A 21,670-nucleotide genomic window follows, 5' to 3' on the forward strand; every position below is an offset into this window, starting at 1 on the left:
TGTTCATTATTACCTCACCCTCTTTTTCAATTTCATTTAGGAATACAACATGAGACTTTGTGAGCCTGTTTTACTGTGGATATGTTTATTTTTACTGGGGGTACCGTTAAATTCGACGGCAGCGATAATTGCTTGCAACGTGGATCACGCAAAGGCCAACGGCTTATCCGCCAATGCATGCGTCGGCGATGACAGTATTAAACCCAAAGATCAAAAAGCTTTTGTAATCGATAACTTTCAAGACGACGGAGATGCATTTTCCTTTATCGGCAAATTCAATGACGACGACGGTTTTGAGTCAAGCGGCGCCGATATCGCCGGCTTCACATTAACCGTATCGGAACTATCGGATCCTAATACAGGAGATTACTTGTTTTCTTATGCACTGCTTGCACCGGATGATTGGCTGGGAAAATTTGTCGATTGGACTTTGCTTGTTAAACAGGCTAACAATAGCACCATTGCTTATTTATTCAGCGGGATCGCACTCGGTATTGATGGTGGATTCAACAACCTCTGGACGAACCCTCGCGGAAAGATCAGCAATGATTACTCTCATGCATCGGGCTTTATCAGGCTAGCCGAAGACCGCCTCAGCACGCCGGCATCGATGATGGCGGCAACGGTACCTGAACCTGATTTAACGCTGCTTTTTAGTATCGGATTGTTGGGTTTGGCGGCTAAATTTCCGATAAAACGGAAACATCTATTCGGCATGTGATACGCGAGAACTGCCGGGATATCCAGCGAATGGATCTCGGCAGTATCGTAGATTTTGCAGGGGGCAAAAGCTTGATCTGCCGAAAGCGCAAATCCATTTGGGCGCAGCCCCCTTCCATCATTTGAAGAAGTTATTTCATGCTCACACCTTAGCTTTATTCCGGCCCCTCTTCTTTATCTTCCTCATGCGCCATATCGGAAATTTCTTTAAGTCTCGAAATGGCCTTGAAGTTAATACTGTCTTCCGGATAGTTGCCATCCGAATCCATGGCGCCTGCTTCTTGGCCGGTTAATAGCTCCAGTGCTTCATCGACGGTCGAGACCGCATAGACGGCAAATTGTCCCGCTTCAACCGCATCGATAACATCCTTCATCAACATGAGATTGCGTTTATTCGCCGCAGGTATAATCACGCCTTGCTGACCGGTTAAGCCTCGCGCTTTGCATAGCCTAAAAAAGCCTTCGATTTTTTCATTGACACCGCCGATGGCTTGGACCTCGCCGTATTGATTTATCGATCCGGTCACTGCAAAACCTTGCTTGATTGGCGTTCGTGTCAGCGCCGATATCAAACAACATAATTCGGCCAGGGATGCGCTATCGCCATCGATATAACCGTAGGATTGTTCGACCGCGATACTGGCGGATATGGCAAACGGAAATTGTTGTGCGTAACAATGCCCGAGGTAGCCGGTTAGGATCATTACACCTTTCGAATGAAGGGCCTGGCCGAGTTCGGCTTCGCGCTCGATATCGACGATACCTCGTGAACCGGGGTAAACCGTCGCGGTGATCCGCGCCGGCGCGCCGAAACTGCTGCCACCGATTTCCAAAACAGTCAAACCGTTGGCCTTGCCGATTGCGGTACCGTCGGTATCGATTAAAATCGTACCGTCGAGCATTTCCTCGAGAATTTCCTCGGACAACCTGCCGTTGCGTTGTTCACGCGCAGAAAGGGCCTGTTCGATATGAACCTGGTCGATGAATTCAACAGTGCTAGGGCTACACAAGAGGTTTGCCTCACCGATGATTTCGAGGGAATCGTTAATGTGCGCCGATAAACGGTGCTGGTTTTCGGAAAGTCTGCAACTATGCTCGATGAGGCGGGCAATCGCGGCCGAAGTCAGTTTTTTGGAGCCTGAGTCGCGCGCATGTCTTATCATCAGTTGCGCAAAATTTTGCATCGAATCCGGATTCAGCAAAATGCGGTGATCGAAATCGGCCAGCACTCTGAACATTTCGTTAAATTCATCGTCCAGTTCATGCAATAGGTAATAGATATCCCGCGAGCCGACCAAAACCACTTTGATATTGAGCGGAATAACTTCGGGCTTTAGAGTCATTGTATTGATGCCGAGCTCCGAATACGGCGACTCGATTTCGATACGACCGGACTTCAGCGCGCGCTTTAAACCTTCCCAGACAAAAGGATAAGTGAGCAATTTTTCGGCATCGAGTATCAAATAACCGCCATTTGCGTGATGTAGCGAGCCAGGGCAGATTCGTCGGTAGTTGGTGACCAGGGTGCCTTGATCGCTAATATATTCGATGCGCCCGAATACATTCGGATAAATCGGATGCGGGTCATAAACGACTGGCGCACCGCATTCGGTTTTATAATCGACCAAGACGTTAGGAGCGTACTGCTCTTTCAGTAAAAGGCGCTTACCGATCTGATCGCGGCTATCGAGTCCAGGATTCGCAGCCAATACGTCGACGATGGTTTGACTCAGGTTTTTTTTGATTTCGTCTAAATAGGTGATGGCATCGTCGACGTTTTGATAGTCTTCGATCAACGCCTCGAAGAGCGGTTCGATGGCTTGATTAATCGTCGCATCGTCCAATTGCTTGAGTTGTTCGACCAGTGAACGCCGCCATTGCGGCAGTTCCAGCAAGACATCACCTAGATAGTTTTCGAGCTCCTCGGTATGACGGTGAAATGTTTCACGCTCGGCTTGCGGCAACTGGATGAATTGTTCGTCTTCCAACAATTTGTCGTCCTTAACGGGCACGAAAGTGATTGTTTCACTCTCGCGATAGAGCGCGACATTCAAGGATTCCGCTTTTTCCTCGACTTGATGAATCGCCATGTTATAGCGTTGATTAAAGCCGCGTTCGATCGCGGCCTTTTTTTGCTGATAGGTCGGACTTTCAAAAACGGCCGGAAAAGTAGCCAGCAAATTGTCGATCAATGCATCGATATCGGCACAGAATTTCTGCCCGTACCCTGCCGGCAGTTCGATCGAGACCGGTTCGCGCGGATTATCGAAATTATCGACATAAGCATAACTTGGCGGCGTCGGTTGATTTGGAGCCGATTGTTCAAGTTGTTGGGTAATCATCGACAGGCGCCCGGTGCCCGGTTCGCCCATGACATAAATGTTATAGCCGGGATTTTGCATCGCGATGCCGAATTCCAATGCCGACCGGGCTCGCGCTTGACCTATAATGGAAGGCTGTTCGCTGGTTGTTGTCTGAGGGATATCCAGGCTGTTCGGGTTAACGGTTAATTTCAAGGCTTCCGGCGGAAGCGGGTGGTAATAAGGCATGATGAATGGTAGATAACGCTAGTGTAATGGTGAGTAGCTAATCGTTCGAAAGCAGGGGCGTATTATACCCGTAGATCAAAATTCGGCAGTCTCTAACACAGTTGCGCGCGCCATTTAACTTTGATTGTCATCGAACTGCTCGACCATTAGATCGAGATCCTTACTGAGTTTCGAAAGATTGCGGCCGGCTTGACTGGCTATCGTTGCGTGATCGGATGTCTCTTTCGACAAGCGATCGATGGCTTCGATGTTTCGAGCGATTTCTTCTGAAACGATGTGTTGCTCCTCGGCGGCACTGGCGATTTGTAAAATCATATCGCTAATCGTACTGACCGATTGCGTGGTTTCGGTCAATAATCTGGCCGAATTTTCTCCGTGTTCGACGCCATCGGCTGCTTTGATTCGTACCTTGCTCATTTCATCGACGGCATTTTTGGCGCCTTGTTGTAAGACCTCGATCATTTTATTGATTTCTTCTGTCGACTTTTGCGTGCGCCCGGCCAAAGTTCTGACTTCATCGGCAACGACAGCGAAACCGCGGCCTTGCTCGCCGGCTCGAGCGGCTTCGATTGCGGCATTGAGCGCCAGCAAGTTGGTTTGTTCGGCGATGCCTTGAATGACCTCTAATACGCCGCCGATATCTTTACTGTATTGAGCAAGATTTAAAATGACTGACTCGGCGCTGTCGACCTCGGAAGACAAGGCGCCGATTAATTTGACCGTCTCGCCGACCCGTTGCATCGTTTGCTGAGATATTTGGTCGGCGTCGGTTGCAGCCTTGGCGGCATTGCTGGCGCTTTGCGCAACTTCATTGATCGTCGCGGTCATTTGATGCATTGCCGTGGCGACTTGTTCGGTTTCTTGCAATTGCCGCATCATGGCATGGCTGACTTGTTCGATTTCGCGTTCGGTAGCCTCTGCTTGTTGTGTAAGCGTCTCGGTCGCTTGTATCAAACGGCGTACGATTGTTCTGGATTTTGCTTTAAGAAGTTTGACGGCGAGTAACAGCTGTCCGGGCTCAGCCCCGTCGTTAGTGTAAATTTGTTGCATGACCGGATTGTCGATAACCGAGCGCGCTTCGGATGCGGCATCGTTTAGCGGGCGTACCAGCGCCGATATCAGGCCGAACGAAAATATCAGCGATATCGCCCAGGAAAGCGCGGCAGGGGTCAACTCGATATCCCCGAGAATATAGAGTCCTGCTAAAATTAGCGTTTGTAGCAGCAAGAACCCGATCAATAATTTGGATCCCAATTTCATGCGGTCAAGCAAGGTGTTGATACTTTTTGCCGATGCTAGTTTCGGGTAGATTTTCTTTGCTTGTTCAACCGTTTCGAGCTCGGGCTTCACCCGAACCGATTCGAACCCGATGACTTTTCCCTTGTCGAAGCGAGGCGTTACAAAGGCGTCGACCCAATAATAGTCGCCATTTTTACAGCGATTCTTGACGATACCCATCCACGGCTTGCCTTTCTGAATACTACTCCATAAGTCGGCAAACGCGGCTTCCGGCATTTCCGGATGGCGAACGATATTATGAGGTTGTCCAAGCAGTTCTTGTTCATTGAAACCGCTTATTTTTAGGAAATCCTGATTGATATAAGTGATCTTTCCTTTAGGGTCGGTTGCCGAAGTGATCGTGGCGGTACTGGGATAGTTGACTTCGTTATGGGTAATGGGAAGGTTTTTTCTCATGGATTGACCTTAATTGGGGGGCACAAGATTCGCTGAGAATAAGCGAATTTAATCGGTTTATTTGCCAGGTTCAGTCATAACGAGACGTTTAAAAGACTTCATGCGCTTCATGGTTAAACTGTCGAATTTAGGATGATTGGAATAAAGTTGGAGCCTTGTTTATCTTGATGACAAAAGTCGCAGTATTATTTCATAGATACATCAAACCCGATTATTTGTTTTAGCGATGTCACATAAATGTAAAATTCCGCGCTTATCATGCGAGTCGAATTAAGATGAGAGCAAAAAAATGATTGTTAACGAGTCGACAAGCATACCGCAATTTTTGGGTAAAGAATTAGATCAAGTATGCATAAGCTTTTATCCGGACTTGAGTCCGGAGTATTTAAGCACCTTATCCGGTGAGAAAAACAGTTCCCAGGCGGATAAGAGCAAAAAATCACCTAGTTCATACCGCTCGGAACTAGACGAGCATGAAATCGCGTTAGTCGACTGAATTCAAGGCCGGATAATCGGTATAACCTTTTTCATCGCCGCCGTAAAAGGTATCGGGGTCGGGCTTGTTGAGCGGCGCATTCAGGCGAAAGCGTTCGGTCAAGTCAGGATTGGCGATGTAAAGCTTGCCGAAAGCAACCGTGTCGCACAAATTGCGGGCAATACTATTTCGTGAACTTTCCTCGTCATAGCCGCCGTTCGCGATATAAGGCCCGTTGAAATGCCGCCGCAACGCGGCAAAATCGAATTCGGCGGTATCTTCCTCGATCGGAACCATGCGTTCGACGATATGCAAATAGGCCAAATCGAAACGGTTCAATTGCTCGACCGCATAATTAAAGTGGCCTTGCGGATTGCTGTCGCTCATGCTGTTAAAGGCATTGGTCGGCGATAATCGCAAACCGGTTCGGTCGGCGCCGACCGCATCGATCACCGCTTCGGTGACTTCAAGCAATAGGCGCACTCTGTTGTCGATGTTGCCGCCGTAAGCATCGGTTCTGTGATTGGAACCGTCCCTCAGAAACTGATCCAGCAAATAACCGTTCGCGGCATGTATCTCAACGCCGTCGAACCCGGCAATCAACGCATTTTCGGCCGCGATGCGGTATTGGTCGATAATGCCCGGTATTTCCGACAACTCCAACGCTCTAGGCGTCACAAAGGGTTTTAAACCTGTCTCGGTAAATGCCATGCCTTCGATACCGATAGCCGAAGGTGCGACCGGCAATGCATTGCCCGGTTGCAGGTCGGGATGCGAAACGCGACCGACATGCCAGAGTTGCAAAAAAATTAATCCTCCCTCTTCATGCACCGCATCGGTTATTTTGCGCCAACCATCAATTTGAGCGACACTATAAATACCCGGAGTGAAAGCATAGCCCTTACCTTGCGGCGAAATGTGCGTGGCTTCCGAGACAATTAATCCGGCGCCGGCTCGCTGCCGGTAATAGTCGGCATTCAACTCCCAGGGAATATCTCCGGGTTGCTGCGCGCGGCTCCGGGTCAGCGGCGCCATAATGATGCGGTTTCTCAGCGTATATCTGCCTATTTTTACGGGGGTAAATAAAATATCTTCGGAAGTCATTTTTCTGCTCTTTAAGTGTTACGGGAAATCCGGGTGAAGTCAGCGCTCCAGTGATCCCATTGAATCGGAAAATTGGTTTTTCTTATAAGGTTGCAAAAAGAATCGCTACGGCTATGATTGTACCGAACATTATATTGTTTTCGTAAAAGGATAAGACTTTGCATATACACATATTGGGCATTTGCGGAACCTTCATGGGCGGGTTGGCGTTAATCGCGCGGGAACTCGGCTATAAAGTCACCGGTTCCGATCAGAATGTCTATCCGCCGATGAGTACTCAGCTCGAACAGCAAGGTATCGAACTGATGAGCGGTTACCGGCCGGAAAATCTCGATTGCAAGCCTGATTTAGTCGTGATCGGTAATGCGCTATCGCGCGGCAATCCGGAAGTCGAGGCGGTCTTGAATCGCGGCATGAAATACGTTTCCGGCCCGCAATGGCTCGCCGAACACGTTTTGGCCGAGCGCTGGGTACTCGGCGTCGCCGGCACGCACGGCAAAACGACGACAACCAGTATGTTGAGCTGGATACTGGAATATCAGGGCTTCAAACCGGGCTTTCTGATCGGCGGCATTCCTCTTAACTTCGGCATATCGGCCCGGCTCGGCGAATCGTCGTTCTTCGTGATCGAAGCCGACGAATACGACTGCGCATTTTTCGACAAGCGCTCGAAATTCGTGCATTATCGGCCGAGAACCGCGATCCTGAACAATCTCGAATACGATCATGCCGACATCTTTCCGGACCTCGATGCGATCAAAAAACAATTTCACCATTTGCTCAGAACCGTGCCTGGCGAAGGCCTCGTGATCGCACCCGAAGCCGATGCGAATATAGCCGATGTTTTGGAAATGGGCTGTTGGACGCCGATCGAAAAGACTTCGATCGAAGGCCGGTCTGCCTGGAATGCCGAATTGATCAATCCGGACGGCACTCGATTCAAAGTTAGTTATGCGGGAACGGAACAAGGCGAGGTAATCTGGAGTTTGACCGGCCATCATAATGTCGGCAATGCGCTTTCGGCCATCGCGGCGGCACGCCATATCGGCATTACGCCTAAGGATGCAATTGCGGCATTGGGCGAGTTCAAGAATGTCAAACGACGCATGGAAGTCTTGGCTAAAATCGACGGCGTAACGCTCTACGATGACTTTGCGCACCATCCGACCGCGATCAAGACGACCTTGGAAGGTTTGCGCAAGCAAGTCGGTTCCGAGCGCATCATCGCGATCGTCGAGCCTCGCTCGAATACGATGCGCATGGGCATTCATACCGAATCGCTGGCCAAATCGCTGGTTGAAGCCGATCAAGCCATTCTATTCCAACCGGAAAACCTGGGCTGGGACTTAAGCGGTCTAAAAAATTACGCCGGCAATATCGAAATCTGTAAAACTCTCGACGAAATCATCGCCAAGCTCAAATTGGAAGCCCGCTACGGCGGACACTTCGTATTGATGAGCAACGGCAGTTTCGGCGGCATATATACGCGCTTACAGCAAGAGTTAAGATAGGGAGCGCAACGCGCACCTTTTTTGCGGCTCCGAATATCAAAGCTTTGCAAAAGCTACGCAGTGCGTATCCTCACCACCATTAAGTTAAGTCGTCACAGAATGGGTAGCGCTGGCTTCAGACTCTACTGTGCCTCAAAAGCTTGCCATCCATGGCACTGGATTCCGCCAGTCCATGGCGGAATGACGGGTTTCCCTTAACTTAATGGCATTGAGTGCGTACCTTACGAGACAAAACGCATACTTTAGCAATTGCTTTCCTCGCCCTTTATCGACAGGAGTTCAGATCATGCTCAGAGTTCGGTGTTTACTATTGCCCATTTTATGGCTTGCCTTCCCCTGTTGGGCCGAGCCACTCAAACCGGAACGCATTCCCGAACCGCTCAAGCCCTGGATCGACTGGGTCCTGCACGACGATACCGAGCGAGGCTGTCCGTTTCTCTACAACAGCTTCGAACAAAAGCGTTGCGCCTGGCCTTCGCAATTGGACTTAGCGCTAAGCCGCACCGAAGGCCGCTTTTCGATCATTTGGCAAGCATACCGGGAAAGTTGGGTCAATTTGCCCGGCCATGATAAGCAATGGCCGCTCAATGTAACGGCTAACGGTAAGCCGCTCTTGGTTACGGAAAAAAAGGGACGTCCAAGCGTTTTTCTCGAACCCGGCACTTACACTATAGAGGGTGCTTTTGCTTGGGATAAATTGCCCGAAAACTTGACGGTCCCGCAGGACACCGGCCTCATCACTCTAAGCATCAACGGCCAATTCATAGACCGACCCAACCTAAAACGCGGCCAATTGTGGCTTACCCGAACCGACGACAGCCCCGTAAAACCCGATGAACGCAATAGCTTGGAAATTCAGATATTTCGGCAACTGATCGACGACATACCGATGCAAGTGCTGACAAGATTGGATTTGAATGTGTCGGGCGAACAACGCGAAGTCAAGTTTGCTTATCCGATGCTGGAAGACTTTCTGCCACTCCGCATCGATAGCCCTCTGCCAGCCCGACTGGAACCGGACGGTCAATTATTGGTACAAGTCCGTCCCGGACGTTGGCAGCTTGACATCATGGCTCGCAGCACCGAGGCTCTCAACACGATACCTTTTTCCGAACCGTTGTCCGATCAGTCGAAAGACTGGTCGAAATCCGAACTCTGGGTCTTCGATGCGCGGCCGTCGTTACGTGTCGTCGAAGTTGAACGCCCCGCCGCGATCGACCCGACACAAACCAATTTACCCGAAAACTGGAAACGCTTTCCTGCATACGCGATTCAACCAGGTGAGAGTCTGGTTTTGAAAACGATTCGCCGGGGAGACCCGGACGGCGAGCCGAACAACCTAAATTTGACCCGAACTCTATGGCTCGATTTCGACGGCAAAGGATATACCGTTAACGATAAAATCACCGGAACCCTATCGCAAGGATGGCGACTCGATGCATTGCCTCGCACCGAACTCGGGCGCGTTAGCCTGGACGGCGCGAATCAATTGATCACGCGCGCACCCGACGGACAAAGCCGAGGCGTCGAAGTCAGAAAAGGCGCGATTCGATTGGATGCCGATAGCCGAATCTCCGGCTCGCGAGGAAGCTTGAACGCAGTCGGCTGGGCGCAATCCTTTCATCAAGTTCGTGCAGAATTGAACCTCCCGCCCGGCTGGCGCTTACTTGCCGCCGGCGGTGTCGATAATGTGCCGGATTCATGGTTGTCGCATTGGACTTTACTCGATTTGTTTTTAGTGCTGATCGCCTCACTCGCAGCACTACGGCTTTGGAATGTCTATCATGGCGGACTGACTTTGCTGACCTTGGTATTGATCTGGCATGAACCCGGAGCGCCGCAATGGGTATGGCTCAATATCCTGGCGGCTGCGGCCTTATTGAAAGTCTTGCCGGAAGGCAAGTTCAGAAGCGTGGTCGGCGCTTACCGCAGTGCTGCCTGGGCCGTATTGGTGTTGATTGCGATACCGTTCATGGTCGATCAGGTCCGCATCGGACTCTATCCGCAATTGGAAAAGCCGTGGCAACCGATACAAGGCCCCCGTTATGAGCGTCCCGTTGCCGGCGCAATGCCCGAAACGGCGGATGAATTGATGATGATGGAAGCGCCGTCGCTGGACGCAGTGCGTAAAAAGGCGCGTAGCGCCGCCGGTATCGTTTCGCAAGCCGTACCTTCTGCCGCACCGCAAAAGCGGCTGTCCGAACGTACCGATCCGAATGCAAAAATCCAAACCGGCCCCGGTTTGCCGCAATGGCAATGGCAGAAAATCAATTTGAGCTGGAACGGATCGGTAACTCCCGACCAGCAAATCAGCTTATGGTATCTGTCGCCGTTCGTGACAATGCTGCTGAATTTTCTGAGAGTCGGCTTAATTGCGCTCTTGGCGATCGCGATGCTCGAACGCTTGCCGAAACACTTTAAATTCAATCGTTCGACAGCAAGTTTGCTAATACTAATGGGGCTGCCGATATTGATGATGCCAAATGCGCCGGTGCAAGCAGCATTCCCCGACCCTGTCTTGCTCGACGAATTGAAAAACCGACTGCAGAAAGCGCCTGATTGCGTACCGAATTGCGCCGGCATTTCGTTGATGCAACTCACGATTTCCGACAAGGAATTGACGATCGATTTGGAAGTACACGCACAGGACAGCGTCGCGGTGCCGTTGCCTGGACACTACGAGCATTGGTATCCGAACACGGTCAGCATAGACGGCGAACCGGCAAAAACGCTGTACAGCTCTAATAACGGCTTATGGCTCGCTCTCGACGCCGGTTTGCATCGGGTCGTGATGAAAGGCGCGGCGCCTCCATTGGCAAAGTTTACCGTACCGTTGCCTTTGAAACCGAAGCGCGCCGAATTGTCGGTCAGCGATTGGCAGGTTTTCGGCGTTCATGAAAACGGCTTGACCGACGATCAACTCCAGTTTTCCCGGATAGCGCAAACCGAAGTCGTAACGGAAAAAGCCGCATTCGATCCGGGCATCTTGCCGCCGTTCGTCAGAATTGAACGGACTTTACAGCTGGGCTTGGATTGGCGAGTCGAAACCCGTATCGTCAGAGTCTCGCCATCCGGCTCTTCAATCGTCTTGGCCGTGCCGCTGCTTGACGGAGAGTCGGTGATTACCGGCGGCGTACGTGTCGAAAAGGGCAGCGCCTTGGTCAATATGAGCGCAACGCAAAACGTAATGCACTGGGAGTCTGTGCTTAAAAAATCGGATCGTATCGAATTCACCGCCTCGGCAACCGATCAATGGGTCGAAATCTGGCGCGCCGATGTCAGTCCGGTTTGGCATATCGAAACGGCAGGCATCGCGATGATGCATCAAGACAAGCGCGGCTACTGGTTGCCCGAATGGCGGCCTTGGCCCGGTGAGCAGGTCGTGTTGACGGTAAGCCGACCCGAACCTGCACCAGGCCAAACACTGACGATTGAGAGCAGCCGCTTGAATTTGACTCCGGGAAGCCGCAGCCGTAATGCGCAATTGGAGCTTGCTTTGGATAGCTCGCTCGCCGCGCAACACACGATCCGACTCCCCGAACAGGCCGTATTGGAGGCGGTTACGATCAACGGCCAATCCCGCCCGATCCGGCAAAAGGAGCGCGAAGTGGTATTGCCGATCGATCCTGGCAAACATCAAGTCGTCGTGAGCTGGCAAGAGTCGGTGCCGATGTCGAGCGTACTCGAGTCGCCGCAAGTCGATCTGGCCTTACCGAGCGTCAACAGTAATCTACATCTCACATTAGGTGAGGACCGTTGGGTTCTGATGACGATGGGGCCGCGTTTCGGGCCGGCGGTGTTGATCTGGGGCGTGCTGGTCGTGATCGTGATCGTCTCGTTCGGCTTGGGCAAGGTCACGCTGACGCCGCTGAAAACCCGGCACTGGCTGTTGCTGTTGATCGGCTTGAGTCAAATACCGGTGTTATCGGCACTGATCGTTGTGCTCTGGCTTATTGCATTGGGGCTTCGCAAAGAACGACCGGCGCAATCGACCAAGACCTTCAATGCCGCGCAAGTCGGTCTCGGGCTTTTGACGTTGTTGTCGTTGATGTTGTTATTCTGGGCCGTCGAACAAGGGCTCCTAGGCTCGCCGGACATGCAGATTACCGGTAACCAATCGAGCGCCTACCGTCTGAATTGGTACCAGGACAGAAGCGACGAGTTATTGCCGACCGCAACCGTCGTATCGGTTCCGCTGATGGTCTACCGCCTGCTGATGTTGGCCTGGTCGCTCTGGCTTGCAGTTGCATTATTAAACTGGCTGAAATGGGGCTGGACTTGTTTCTCGTCGAACGGGCTATGGAAAAGGGATATCGTCAAACTGGAATCGCCGTTGGATTCAGGGCATCGGGAGGAGAAGAATCAATTGTGAGCCTATAAAAAGCATTTAGCGTCATGTCGGGTTACGCTTTCGCTAACCCGACCTACGCGACTTCAAATTTCGGTACTTCAATGTCTTCTCCCTTTTACGAGGTATGTCGATGACTCATGAAGATTACATGCGCCGGGCGATCGAACTGGCTTTGCTGGTCCCCGAGTTTCCTTTTGGGGCAGTGATCGTTCGGCGCGCGACCGGCGAGATCGTTGCCGAAGGCTATAACCGATCGGCGCTGAATCCGACCTGGCACGGCGAAATCGACGCAATCAACCGCTGCGCCGAGGCATATCCTGCGGACGACTGGAGCGAATTCGATCTTTACACGACAGCCGAGCCGTGTCCGATGTGCCAAAGCGCGATCGAATGGGCCGGTATCGCTACGGTTTATTACGGCACGTCGATTCCGTATTTGCAAAGTCGGGGTTGGTGGCAGATCGAAATCCGCGCCGAAGAAGTCGCCGCAAAAACACCGTTTCGAAAAAGCCGTGTCGTCGGCGGGCTGTTGGAAGCCGAATGCAATGCGCTGTTCGACAACGCACCGCGCGGCATATTTCACCAGGCAAAATATTGAATAGGGTAAGGGGCGATCTCAATGCTGTTGACTTTTTCTGGTTCCCACGGTCCTCCGTGGGAACCCATACCTTGGTTGCCGAGGCAAGATCGGTATGCATTCCCACGCTGGAGCGGTGGGAACGAGGAAAAAACGACCAACCCGCATCCCGCTCTTTCCCAAGCTCCAGCACTCATCGTTATACATAAGTCAAAAATTACCGTTTTGCAATCTTAGCTAATGAGGCTTCGATACCATTTTTTGTCGCCCAACATTCCCGACTTCGAAATCGCGATCTGGGGATCGCTCCCACAGAGCATCCGGCCCCCTTGTGGGAGCGACGCCTTCGTCGTCCCTCACCTAACGCTAGGTGAGGGAAAGCCACTGATGTTCAATATCCGCAGATTTATCAAACAGCACAGTTTCCAGGTATACGATGACCTCTGTTTAGCAAGTTTACCGATACTTGTGTATAACGGCGAGAGCTCCAGCTTGGGTAACAGCATTAGTTGCGGGGAGCGACTCCTACGTCACGTCTATCGAAGCCGCTAACGCTCAATCACCAATAGCCTTGCTGGACGATACGACAATCTAGCGTTTGGTCGCTGCTTTTTGTACGTTAGGTATACTTAGGGTTTGGCCATAAATAACTTCCCTATTTTAAGGAGGGTTCGGTTGCTCGATTGGCAGGTGTCGGCGGCAGGGCAGATTTTTGCTCCTGCAAAATCTGCATTCATGCCATCCATGGCAATTAGTCGCCGCCGTCAAGCCTACACGGACGTATTCACGGCGTCCTGCCAAGCGAGTGACCGAACCCTCAACAAGGCTCATTGTTCCAGGACGTTATTTATCACGAAATCCTTAGTCCTAAATTCGAATCACGCCAACTAATCGCGGCCCATGATCATTCGATGAAATCGTAGGCCTTGTATTTTTCAACCAAGGGTTTCAGGACTTCTTTGAGGACTTGATCATGGACCGGGTGATTCAAATAATTTTCCAGCGCCTGTTTGTTTTCGAAGGTGCTGGAGATTGCGATATCATAGGAATCGTCTAGCGAGTGGCTGGCGTGTTTACGTTTAACGGCGGTCGGCGTGCCGATGTTGTAGGCAAGCACTCCGGGCAACTTGGCCAGGCGTTTGGTGCCTTCGATGTATTTTTGCCGCGCGTTTTCATCACCGTGTTGTTTCAACCAGATGATCACGATATGATGTGCCTTACGCTGTTCCCCGGATTCGGTTGCCGGTTCCTTTGCGCCTGCTGCCGAACTCAATGCGGCCAATATCATCAAGAGTGAAAGGGGTTTCGCTAATTTCATTTTTTGTCCTCCTCGGTAATAAAGCGATGTTCGATCGCTGAATGCTAAAATCCGGTTAATCTATCCGTCATGAAGCGGGAACCGGCAATGATGAATCGCGGCGGTTTTTGTTGTTGCCGTTTTAAACCCGACAAGAAACTATAAGCGAAAATCGAACCTATACAGCCTACCTCGCCTTGCCGTTGGACCATTTGTCATGCAATTGCTCGTATTCTCCGGATGTCGTTACCAGCACGACTTCATCGCCTTTTTTGAGTTCGGTATCGCGGTCGGCGGTATTGTATCTATTATCCCGGTAAAAAAAGATCGCTCTTGTGTGCTTCGGTAAGTCTAGGTCGTCGATAGGGCCTTCCTCGGCTTCGTCGGCGATAAAACTGAACAGCCTGACATTGCCTCGGATCGTCGCGGATAGCTCCAGAATATTCCTGCCCGCGGCGATATTCGCCAAATAGCGGGCATTGGTCAATGTCGGAACGATCGTGTCGTTCAGACCCAGCTCGACGCAGATATGTTCGAACTCGTGATCTTCAATACGGGTAATGACGCGTTTGACGCCGAGCGAACGGGCCACCAGGCTAGCGATGATGTTGGCTTCGTCGCTCTTGGTCAAGCAAAACAGCACGTCGATCGAGCCCGGGTCGGTCTCCTTCAGAATCGCCGGCTTGCTGCCGTTACCATGTATGAAAACGCAATCGAGGCGTTCCATCAATTCATCGATCACGGTCTTGTCATTATCGATGATGATGACTTCGTGACCTTCCTTCAATAAACGTTCGGCCGTTGCGATCGCCAACGACGACGCGCCGATGAATACGACTTTCAAGTTCAACTCCTAATTTTGATCCAGGTTCGAGGATAAAGGAACACTAAAAAAGCGATGAATTCAACCCGTCCCAGCAACATGTCGGCAATCAAAACCGCTTTCAGCCACGGTTCCAGACCGCTTCCGGTAATGCCGGTCGACAAGCCTGTCGTCGAACACGCCGAGACCACTTCTAACAGGGCATCCATTGGATCGTAACCCGCCATCAGAAACGGCAGCCACGAACATAACACCGTGCCGACGAAGATCAAAATCAGCAGCAAGGCTCTTTCGATGTCATCCGATTCCATCTTGTCGCCGCCCAATTCCCGCTCCAATACGGCATGAGCCGGCAGCGCCGTACGTTGGATAAAAAACTGCAGCAAGCGCAGTACGATCAAGAATCTGAGAATCTTGATACCGCCCGCGGTCGAACCTATCGAGCCGCCGACCAGCATTGAAACAATAAGGCACAGTTTAGCGGTATCATCCAATGATGCAACATCGGCATTCGCGAAGCCGGTCGTCGTTTGCGCCGAGAGTCCCATGATCACGGCTATTTTCAGTCTGACTAAGACATTGGCACTATTCGAATCTAAACACAAAAACAACAAGCCTATTATCGCAATCGATATTACCGGCAATGCCAGAATTTCCGGATTGCATGACAATTCTTTGCTACCGGTTCGAGAGAGACGATAATAAAAAGGCAACGAAACAGCTCCCGCCACACCGCACAACACCATTAAAAACTGGACCGACCAGGCGTTTATCGCGGCGAGACTGGAGTCGTAAATCGAAAAACCGCCGGTCGATACGCCGCTCAAAGCATGCGTGACGGCGCTCAACGGGGAGGCACCGGCTATCAATAACACACCGATTGCAGACAGCGTCAGCACACAATAAATGACCAGTAAATTGATCGAGTGACTGCGTGCATTACCCAAAAAATCGCGGCTATCGTTGATTTCGCCCATCGCCAAACGGCGGGAAGCAATGCCTCTATCCAAAAATAACAACGCAACCGAAAAGGCCACAACACCCAGTCCGCCATACCATTGCATCCAGGAGCGCGCGAACAGAACACCGATCGAATGTTCCTGTAATCCTGTCATCGTACTCAAGCCGGTCGTCGTGACGCCCGATACCGCTTCGAAGAAGGCGTCGATGCCGCTCAAACCGGTGCCGACGAAAGGTATCGCCTCCAGTGCCGCGGCCAGGACGAAAGACAACGCCGAAATGACCATCACTTCATTGCGCTTGATGTCTTCGGGCGGACGTAATCGGGACAAAGGCAGACAGATCGCGGAAAGTACGGCCAAGGCCAGCAACTGATGTATCGTGAATAGCCATTCGCCGTTTATCCCGGAGACCAAGATCGGGATCAGCCTCAACAGGATGACGACCAGTCCGATGCGTGACAGATAACGGGCCAAGACCCGGTAACGCACGGGTTGAGCCAAGACGCGGGAAACATCGGAAAGACTCATGTCGAAAATGCTCCTCCGGAGAGTACACGTATTATTTCGTAAAGTTGAATAATTCTAATAAAAAGCATTTCACCATGAAGTTCATGAAGAATAGGAAGTCGATTCAATAACTTATTGCACGTTTGTATAGAGCTTTCGCTCACCAAAAAGGGTAGCGAGAATGTTTACCGTGAAAGTACGCGAACCGAAGAGGGTGCGGTTGCTCGACTGACAGGCGTCGGCGGCAGGGAAAGCCGTCGTCGAGCCTACAAGGATGTATTTACCCAGCACCTAAATGCCATAGGTCATTGGCAATTATTTAATATTATGCCCAATTTAGGTGCTGGGTTTACGGCGTCCTGTCGGGCGAGTGACCGCACTCTCAACCCGTCCCTCGTACTTTCATTTGCCGGGGCGATGGCTATATCTTCATAAACGTTAGGTAATTTCTTGAATCCTTCATGAACTTTATGTGCTTCATGGTTAAACTGCCGAATTTAGGATAATAGGCAAGTTTTTGACAAGGTATCTTGCACGTATGTTACCGTTTGCCCGAATCGGCTTTTTTAGACATCGATTCATAACCGGAAATGACATCGAACAATTCCTCGTCGATACTTCGCTGGCGTGTCTGATTGAAGGTCCGGCTGAGTTCATCCAGCAGCTCGTCGATATTCTTTTCGGCCCGCTGCATCGCCGCCAGACGACTGGCGTTTTCGCCGGCGAGCGACTCGGCGCAGGCTCTGTACATCGAAACAAAGAGATACTCCCGGATCAGGGCTCTCAGAGTACCATCGTAATCGCCGACAGTCTCCGGGAGATTATCGGTTGGCCAAGCAGCCTTGACAAACTTGAGCCGCCACGCGGAATCCAGCGGCAACAGACGCAGACAGACCGGCTCATAGACGGCTCCGGCCTCCGATTTAGGCCGGTTATGGAAAAGATAAAGCGAACTTTCATGGCTCAGTTGCCGGGTTTCGGCTTCGATCAACAGTTGGCCGATCAGCGGTGTAATGGCAGCCACCGAATTGGGCGTCGCAAACACTCCGCTTACCGCTAATCCGGAGTCGAGCAGATGCCCGTGAATGCGTTCGCCAACGGTCCAGATGACTTGCTCGCCCGCCAATTCTTGTAATCGCTTGACCGCGAATTCGACCAAAACGTCATTGAACTGTCCGACCAAGCCTTGATCGGTGCCTAAAACGATCACGCCGATCCGGTCCGCAGTTCTGCGCCGCGCGATTTCGCCATAGGCGCCTACGCCCATCGGCTTTAGGCTCGCCGTCAACGCCAGTTCGACGGTGCGGGCGTAATCCTCCAAGGAACGTACGGCTTCTTCGTATTGAACGATGCTGGAAGCGGCCAGCGCTTTCATGGTCCGCACGACACTTTTCAGATCGCCCGCGCCTTCGATTTTACGGCGCAACTCGTTCGATGTATCGGTCATTTTTGCATCGGCGTCAGTACCTTGCCGGCGAGTTCGACGATAGCGGCGCGGTTCGAATCGCTTAATGATTCGTCCGACAACAGGCTTTGCCGCAGCGCTTCGGGCAGCTCCCGTGATGCATTTCGGACCGCGAGCTCCGCCTCGGGCATCCGGTCCGGCGGTACGGTATCGAACAATCCTTCTGTCAATGCCAGTAAAACCGCTATTTGTTCGGCTACCGAAAACGTTTCGAATTCCGGCTGTTTAAGGCAGGTGCGGATACGGCGGCCGTGTTCGATCGTCTTGCGGGTATGTTCATCCAGACGGGTGCCGAAACGGGCAAAGGTTTCCAATTCCTCGAATTGCGCGTAAGCCAGCTTCAGGTCGCCCGCAACGGAACGATAGGCGGGGCGCTGGGCCTTGCCGCCCACCCGCGATACCGATTTGCCCACATCGATGGCCGGCAACACGCCCAATTCGAACAGGGCCGGCGACAAATAAATCTGGCCGTCGGTAATCGAAATCAGATTGGTCGGAATATAGGCGGACAGATTCTGCGCTTCGGTTTCGATGATCGGCAGCGCGGTCAATGAGCCGCCGCCGAGATCCTCATGCAAATGTGTCGCGCGCTCCAATAATCGGGAATGAATATAAAAAATATCGCCGGGAAAAGCTTCGCGTCCCGGCGGCCGGCGCAACAATAATGAAAGCTCGCGGTAAGCGCGGGCATGATTGGTTAAGTCGTCATAGACGATCAGAACGTCGCGGCCTTGCTCCATGAAATATTCGGCTATGCTGGTCGCCGCATAAGGCGCGATATAGGCTAAACCGGACGGGCGGTGGCCGCCCGTGACCACGACCAGCGTATAATCCATCGCGCCTTTTTCCTGTAGGGTGGCGATCACTTGAGACACGGCCGAAGCCCGTTGGCCGATCGCGCAATAAATACATAGGACATTTTGATCGCGCTGATTAAGTATCGTGTTGATCGCAATGGAGGTTTTGCCGATTTGCCGATCGCCCAGGATCAGTTCGCGCTGACCTCGGCCGATCGGGATCAAGGCGTCAATGACTTTAATGCCGGTTTGCAGCGGTACGGTCACCGGAGACCGGTCCATGATCGCAGGCGCTTCGCGCTCTATGGGACGGCGCTCGCTAAAATCGAGCGGTCCTTTTCCGTCCATGGCATGACCTAGCGGGTCGATCACGCGTCCGATGAGTCCCGTGCCCACCGGCACGTCCATTACCCGGCCGGTGCGTTCGACTTCATCGCCGGTTTGCAAATGCCAGTAATCGCCGAGCAACACGACGCCGGCCTCTTCCTCTTCGACATTGAAGGCAATGCCGTATAAATCGTTCGGAAATCTGACTAACTCTTCAAAACCCACGCCCGGCAAACCGGACACTTTGGCGATGCCGGTAGACACGGTTGTGACAATGCCCACCTCTTGCAAGGTCATTTGCGGGCTAAAGGTTTCACGAGCCTGCTTGATGTCCTCGAAGGCTCGCTCCAGAACGTTTGCTAACTGATCAGACGACATGAGTATCGGTTCCGGAATGGCTCTGAGATACGGTTTTAGCCGTTAATGCCCGGCCTATACTGTTCTCAAAGTCTTGCAGGTATCCTGCGATGTTCCAGGAAAGTTTCCGTCCATTCGCACTCAGTTCGATGCCGCTGATTTGATCTGCATCGACATCGAATTCAATCGTGGCATTAACTTTAAATACGTCGCTGACGGCTTGTTTGATCGCGCTTTGCTGTTCCGGCATCAGAGCGAAAGTGCTACGGACCCGGATTGGATCCGGTGAAGCTTGAATTGCATCGCTAAGGCGATTCTTTTCGGAGTCGTCGAGCGTGTGCAGACGTTGGAGAAAGGCTTCGCAAATACGCTGCTCCAGGCTCACCGAAGCCAAATCGGCTAACGTTTTACGGCTGATGGCAAAAACTTCCTCCCGGGTATTTCGCATGAGTTCCCGGTGTAAGCGATTTTGCTCGTTTTTTAGTGCTTGCTGCCAGGCGGAACGAAGCTCATCGGATTCGGTTCTTGCCGCCTTGATCAGCTTTTCGCGCTCATGTGCCGCATCATCATGCACTTGTTTCAAAAGACCGTCTCTTTGCCGCTCGAAACGTTCGATTTTTTCGACATACTCGATGCGCTCTCGTTCGGCAGCAGCCTTGATTTCACGGGCTTCCTCCAATTGCTGCGCTATTTTGGCTTCGCGGTCTTTCAGCGCTTGCATGACGGGCTTGTAAAGAAACCGTTTCAACAAGGCCATCAAAATCAGAAAATTGACCAGCTGAGCGAAGACCGTGAACCAGTCGATTAGCATGGCTTTTATCCTGCTACTTGGGCTAAGGCATAATTCCAAAAAGGATTAGCGAAGATCAGAATCATCGACACGACAAAGCAATAAATCGCAGTCGATTCGACCATGGCCAAACCGACAAACAGCGTTCGAGTGATCGTCGCAGCGGCGTCGGGTTGTTGAGCTAACGCGGTTAGCGCCGCAGCAAGAGCGCGTCCTTCGCCGAGCGCCGGGCCGATACTGCCCAAGCCGATCGTAATGCCGGCCGTGACGATCGACGCAACGGCAATGAAAGCGGTAATATCCATAATGACTCCTCTAATTTTTAATAGTCAATTTTTACTGTGAAAGTTCGCAGTTTTGCATCCCTTATCTAATTTTTCGATATGCAAAAAACTGCTGTACAAATGTCGGTACCGAGGAGGGTGCGGTTGCTCGATCGGCAGGCGTCGGCGGCAGGGATAGCCGCCGTCGAGCCTACACGGACGTATTCACCCAGCATCTAAATAAGCCATGATTTTGAATCATTGCCAAAGACCTATGGAATTTAGGTGCTGGGTTCACGGCGTCCTGTCGGGCGAGTGACCGCACCCTCCACTACCAGAGAACTTTCATTTGCCGGGGCGATTGTTGGGCCTTCATGAACGTTACTGTAAAAGTACACGATTCGAAGAGGGGCGGTTGTTCGACTGAATATCTTCAATCATGACCGCGTGGCCGCGGCGATATAAACCGTCGCCAGTATCGTAAAAATATAGGCTTGTACGATGCCGGTCAGCAAACCTAATGCATTCATGATAATCGGAAAAAACAAGGGCGTCACGACCAACAATATCGCGACAATCATCGTACCGCTCATCATATTGCCGAACAGACGCACGGCCAATGCCAAGATGCGGGATAATTCACCGATGATATTGAACGGCAACATAATCAGCGTCGGCTTCAGGTAGGACTTCAAGTATCCACCTAAGCCTTGTTTGGCAATACCGTAAAAGGGCACCGCGATAAATACGGCGATGGCCAATGCTGCCGTGGTCGACAATGAACCGGTCGGCGGCTCATAGCCGGGGAAAATCGCAAACAGATTGGCGGTGACAATAAACAAAAATAATGTCCCTAGAAACCCGAGGTATTTTTCCGGTTGTTTCAGGCCGACTTCTTCGATTTGTTTATTCAGCGTGATGACGATGACTTCTAAAATACTCTGCCAGCGTTTGTGTTCTATATCGTTCGTTAGATTTCTGGTGATCAGTATCGCGCCGACAACCAGTATCAACATAATGGCCCAGGTCGTCACAATCGTGCCGTTAAGCTTGATGAAACCGTATTGCCAAAAAATGAGCTGATCGGAACTCAAGCGCAT

16 protein-coding genes are annotated in these 21,670 nt (G+C 51.6%); 5 read left to right on the top strand and 11 right to left on the bottom strand.

The features are described from left to right. The first annotated feature begins 49 nt into the window (after window positions 1-49). Window positions 50-721: a hypothetical protein gene (locus WJM45_RS19930; protein ID WP_341326763.1), complete on the top strand. Its 672-nt coding sequence runs from the start codon at window positions 50-52 to the stop codon at window positions 719-721. A gap of 154 nt (window positions 722-875) precedes the next feature. Here WJM45_RS19930 and WJM45_RS19935 read toward each other — a convergent pair whose 3' ends face one another. Continuing rightward, window positions 876-3,269, bottom strand: a complete 2,394-nt coding sequence (locus tag WJM45_RS19935; RefSeq protein WP_341326764.1) for an ATP-binding protein — start codon at window positions 3,267-3,269, stop codon at window positions 876-878. Between the two features lie 114 nt (window positions 3,270-3,383). After that, complete coding sequence (locus WJM45_RS19940) at window positions 3,384-4,964, bottom strand: PAS domain-containing methyl-accepting chemotaxis protein (RefSeq protein ID WP_341326765.1); 1,581 nt, start codon at window positions 4,962-4,964, stop codon at window positions 3,384-3,386. 289 nt (window positions 4,965-5,253) lie between these two features. Between WJM45_RS19940 and WJM45_RS19945 the strand changes: the two genes are divergently transcribed. Next, entirely contained in the window at window positions 5,254-5,460 is a 207-nt protein-coding gene (locus WJM45_RS19945) for a hypothetical protein (RefSeq protein WP_341326766.1), read from the top strand. On the opposite strand, the gene WJM45_RS19950 is transcribed toward WJM45_RS19945, so the two are convergent. Continuing rightward, window positions 5,449-6,543: an alkene reductase gene (locus WJM45_RS19950; RefSeq protein WP_341326767.1), complete on the bottom strand. Its 1,095-nt coding sequence runs from the start codon at window positions 6,541-6,543 to the stop codon at window positions 5,449-5,451. The genes WJM45_RS19945 and WJM45_RS19950 overlap by 12 nt on opposite strands. A 158-nt stretch (window positions 6,544-6,701) precedes the next feature. On the opposite strand from WJM45_RS19950, the gene mpl reads away from it, so the two are divergent. The 3 genes from mpl (at window position 6,702) to WJM45_RS19965 (ending at window position 13,003) form a co-directional block, all read left to right on the top strand. After that, the gene (mpl, locus tag WJM45_RS19955) at window positions 6,702-8,054 is read left to right on the top strand and encodes a UDP-N-acetylmuramate:L-alanyl-gamma-D-glutamyl-meso-diaminopimelate ligase (protein ID WP_341326768.1); all 1,353 of its coding nucleotides are present in this window, start codon (window positions 6,702-6,704) and stop codon (window positions 8,052-8,054) included. 286 nt (window positions 8,055-8,340) lie between these two features. Next, window positions 8,341-12,426, top strand: a complete 4,086-nt coding sequence (locus WJM45_RS19960; RefSeq protein WP_341326769.1) for a hypothetical protein — start codon at window positions 8,341-8,343, stop codon at window positions 12,424-12,426. 109 nt (window positions 12,427-12,535) lie between these two features. Then, entirely contained in the window at window positions 12,536-13,003 is a 468-nt protein-coding gene (locus WJM45_RS19965) for a nucleoside deaminase (protein ID WP_341326770.1), read from the top strand. Between the two features lie 883 nt (window positions 13,004-13,886). Here the strand turns inward: WJM45_RS19965 and WJM45_RS19970 are convergent. The 8 genes from WJM45_RS19970 to WJM45_RS20005 form a co-directional block, all read right to left on the bottom strand. Then, window positions 13,887-14,300 (bottom strand): Dabb family protein, encoded by a 414-nt coding sequence (locus WJM45_RS19970; RefSeq protein WP_341326771.1) that lies wholly within the window; start codon window positions 14,298-14,300, stop codon window positions 13,887-13,889. Window positions 14,301-14,466: 166 nt separating this feature from the next. Next, window positions 14,467-15,123 (bottom strand): TrkA family potassium uptake protein, encoded by a 657-nt coding sequence (locus WJM45_RS19975; protein WP_341326772.1) that lies wholly within the window; start codon window positions 15,121-15,123, stop codon window positions 14,467-14,469. 2 nt (window positions 15,124-15,125) lie between these two features. Next, complete coding sequence (locus WJM45_RS19980) at window positions 15,126-16,592, bottom strand: TrkH family potassium uptake protein (protein WP_341326773.1); 1,467 nt, start codon at window positions 16,590-16,592, stop codon at window positions 15,126-15,128. Between the two features lie 520 nt (window positions 16,593-17,112). After that, a complete protein-coding gene (locus WJM45_RS19985) occupies window positions 17,113-18,018 on the bottom strand; it encodes a F0F1 ATP synthase subunit gamma (RefSeq protein ID WP_341326774.1) in 906 nt (301 codons plus the stop codon). Continuing rightward, the gene (locus WJM45_RS19990; RefSeq protein ID WP_341326775.1) at window positions 18,015-19,538 is read right to left on the bottom strand and encodes an alternate F1F0 ATPase, F1 subunit alpha; all 1,524 of its coding nucleotides are present in this window, start codon (window positions 19,536-19,538) and stop codon (window positions 18,015-18,017) included. Before WJM45_RS19990 ends, WJM45_RS19985 begins: the two co-directional genes overlap by 4 nt. After that, window positions 19,528-20,328 carry a F0F1 ATP synthase subunit B gene (locus WJM45_RS19995; protein ID WP_341326776.1) on the bottom strand — a complete coding sequence of 267 codons (801 nt, stop codon included), beginning with the start codon at window positions 20,326-20,328 and terminating at the stop codon, window positions 19,528-19,530. The genes WJM45_RS19990 and WJM45_RS19995 overlap by 11 nt, the downstream gene beginning before the upstream one ends. Before the next feature lie 5 nt (window positions 20,329-20,333). After that, entirely contained in the window at window positions 20,334-20,612 is a 279-nt protein-coding gene (locus WJM45_RS20000) for a F0F1 ATP synthase subunit C (RefSeq protein ID WP_341326777.1), read from the bottom strand. A 395-nt stretch (window positions 20,613-21,007) separates the two neighbouring features. Next, window positions 21,008-21,670 (bottom strand): F0F1 ATP synthase subunit A, encoded by a 663-nt coding sequence (locus WJM45_RS20005; RefSeq protein WP_341326778.1) that lies wholly within the window; start codon window positions 21,668-21,670, stop codon window positions 21,008-21,010.

It is taken from the genome of Methylotuvimicrobium sp. KM2 (assembly GCF_038051925.1).
In the GTDB taxonomy this organism is placed as follows: domain Bacteria; phylum Pseudomonadota; class Gammaproteobacteria; order Methylococcales; family Methylomonadaceae; genus Methylotuvimicrobium.

What these genes read in the sequence shown, in the direction of transcription:
- WJM45_RS19950 (WP_341326767.1), bottom strand. Translation starts at nt 6,543, where the DNA reads ATGACTTCCGAAGATATTTTATTTACCCCCGTAAAAATAGGCAGATAT.
- WJM45_RS19935 (WP_341326764.1), bottom strand. Translation starts at nt 3,269, where the DNA reads ATGCCTTATTACCACCCGCTTCCGCCGGAAGCCTTGAAATTAACCGTT.
- WJM45_RS19990 (WP_341326775.1), bottom strand. Translation starts at nt 19,538, where the DNA reads ATGTCGTCTGATCAGTTAGCAAACGTTCTGGAGCGAGCCTTCGAGGAC.
- WJM45_RS20000 (WP_341326777.1), bottom strand. Translation starts at nt 20,612, where the DNA reads ATGGATATTACCGCTTTCATTGCCGTTGCGTCGATCGTCACGGCCGGC.
- WJM45_RS19965 (WP_341326770.1), top strand. Translation starts at nt 12,536, where the DNA reads ATGACTCATGAAGATTACATGCGCCGGGCGATCGAACTGGCTTTGCTG.
- WJM45_RS19960 (WP_341326769.1), top strand. Translation starts at nt 8,341, where the DNA reads ATGCTCAGAGTTCGGTGTTTACTATTGCCCATTTTATGGCTTGCCTTC.
- WJM45_RS19940 (WP_341326765.1), bottom strand. Translation starts at nt 4,964, where the DNA reads ATGAGAAAAAACCTTCCCATTACCCATAACGAAGTCAACTATCCCAGT.
- WJM45_RS19980 (WP_341326773.1), bottom strand. Translation starts at nt 16,592, where the DNA reads ATGAGTCTTTCCGATGTTTCCCGCGTCTTGGCTCAACCCGTGCGTTAC.
- WJM45_RS20005 (WP_341326778.1), bottom strand. Translation starts at nt 21,670, where the DNA reads ATGCGCTTGAGTTCCGATCAGCTCATTTTTTGGCAATACGGTTTCATC.
- WJM45_RS19945 (WP_341326766.1), top strand. Translation starts at nt 5,254, where the DNA reads ATGATTGTTAACGAGTCGACAAGCATACCGCAATTTTTGGGTAAAGAA.
- WJM45_RS19995 (WP_341326776.1), bottom strand. Translation starts at nt 20,328, where the DNA reads ATGCTAATCGACTGGTTCACGGTCTTCGCTCAGCTGGTCAATTTTCTG.
- WJM45_RS19970 (WP_341326771.1), bottom strand. Translation starts at nt 14,300, where the DNA reads ATGAAATTAGCGAAACCCCTTTCACTCTTGATGATATTGGCCGCATTG.
- WJM45_RS19985 (WP_341326774.1), bottom strand. Translation starts at nt 18,018, where the DNA reads ATGACCGATACATCGAACGAGTTGCGCCGTAAAATCGAAGGCGCGGGC.
- WJM45_RS19930 (WP_341326763.1), top strand. Translation starts at nt 50, where the DNA reads ATGAGACTTTGTGAGCCTGTTTTACTGTGGATATGTTTATTTTTACTG.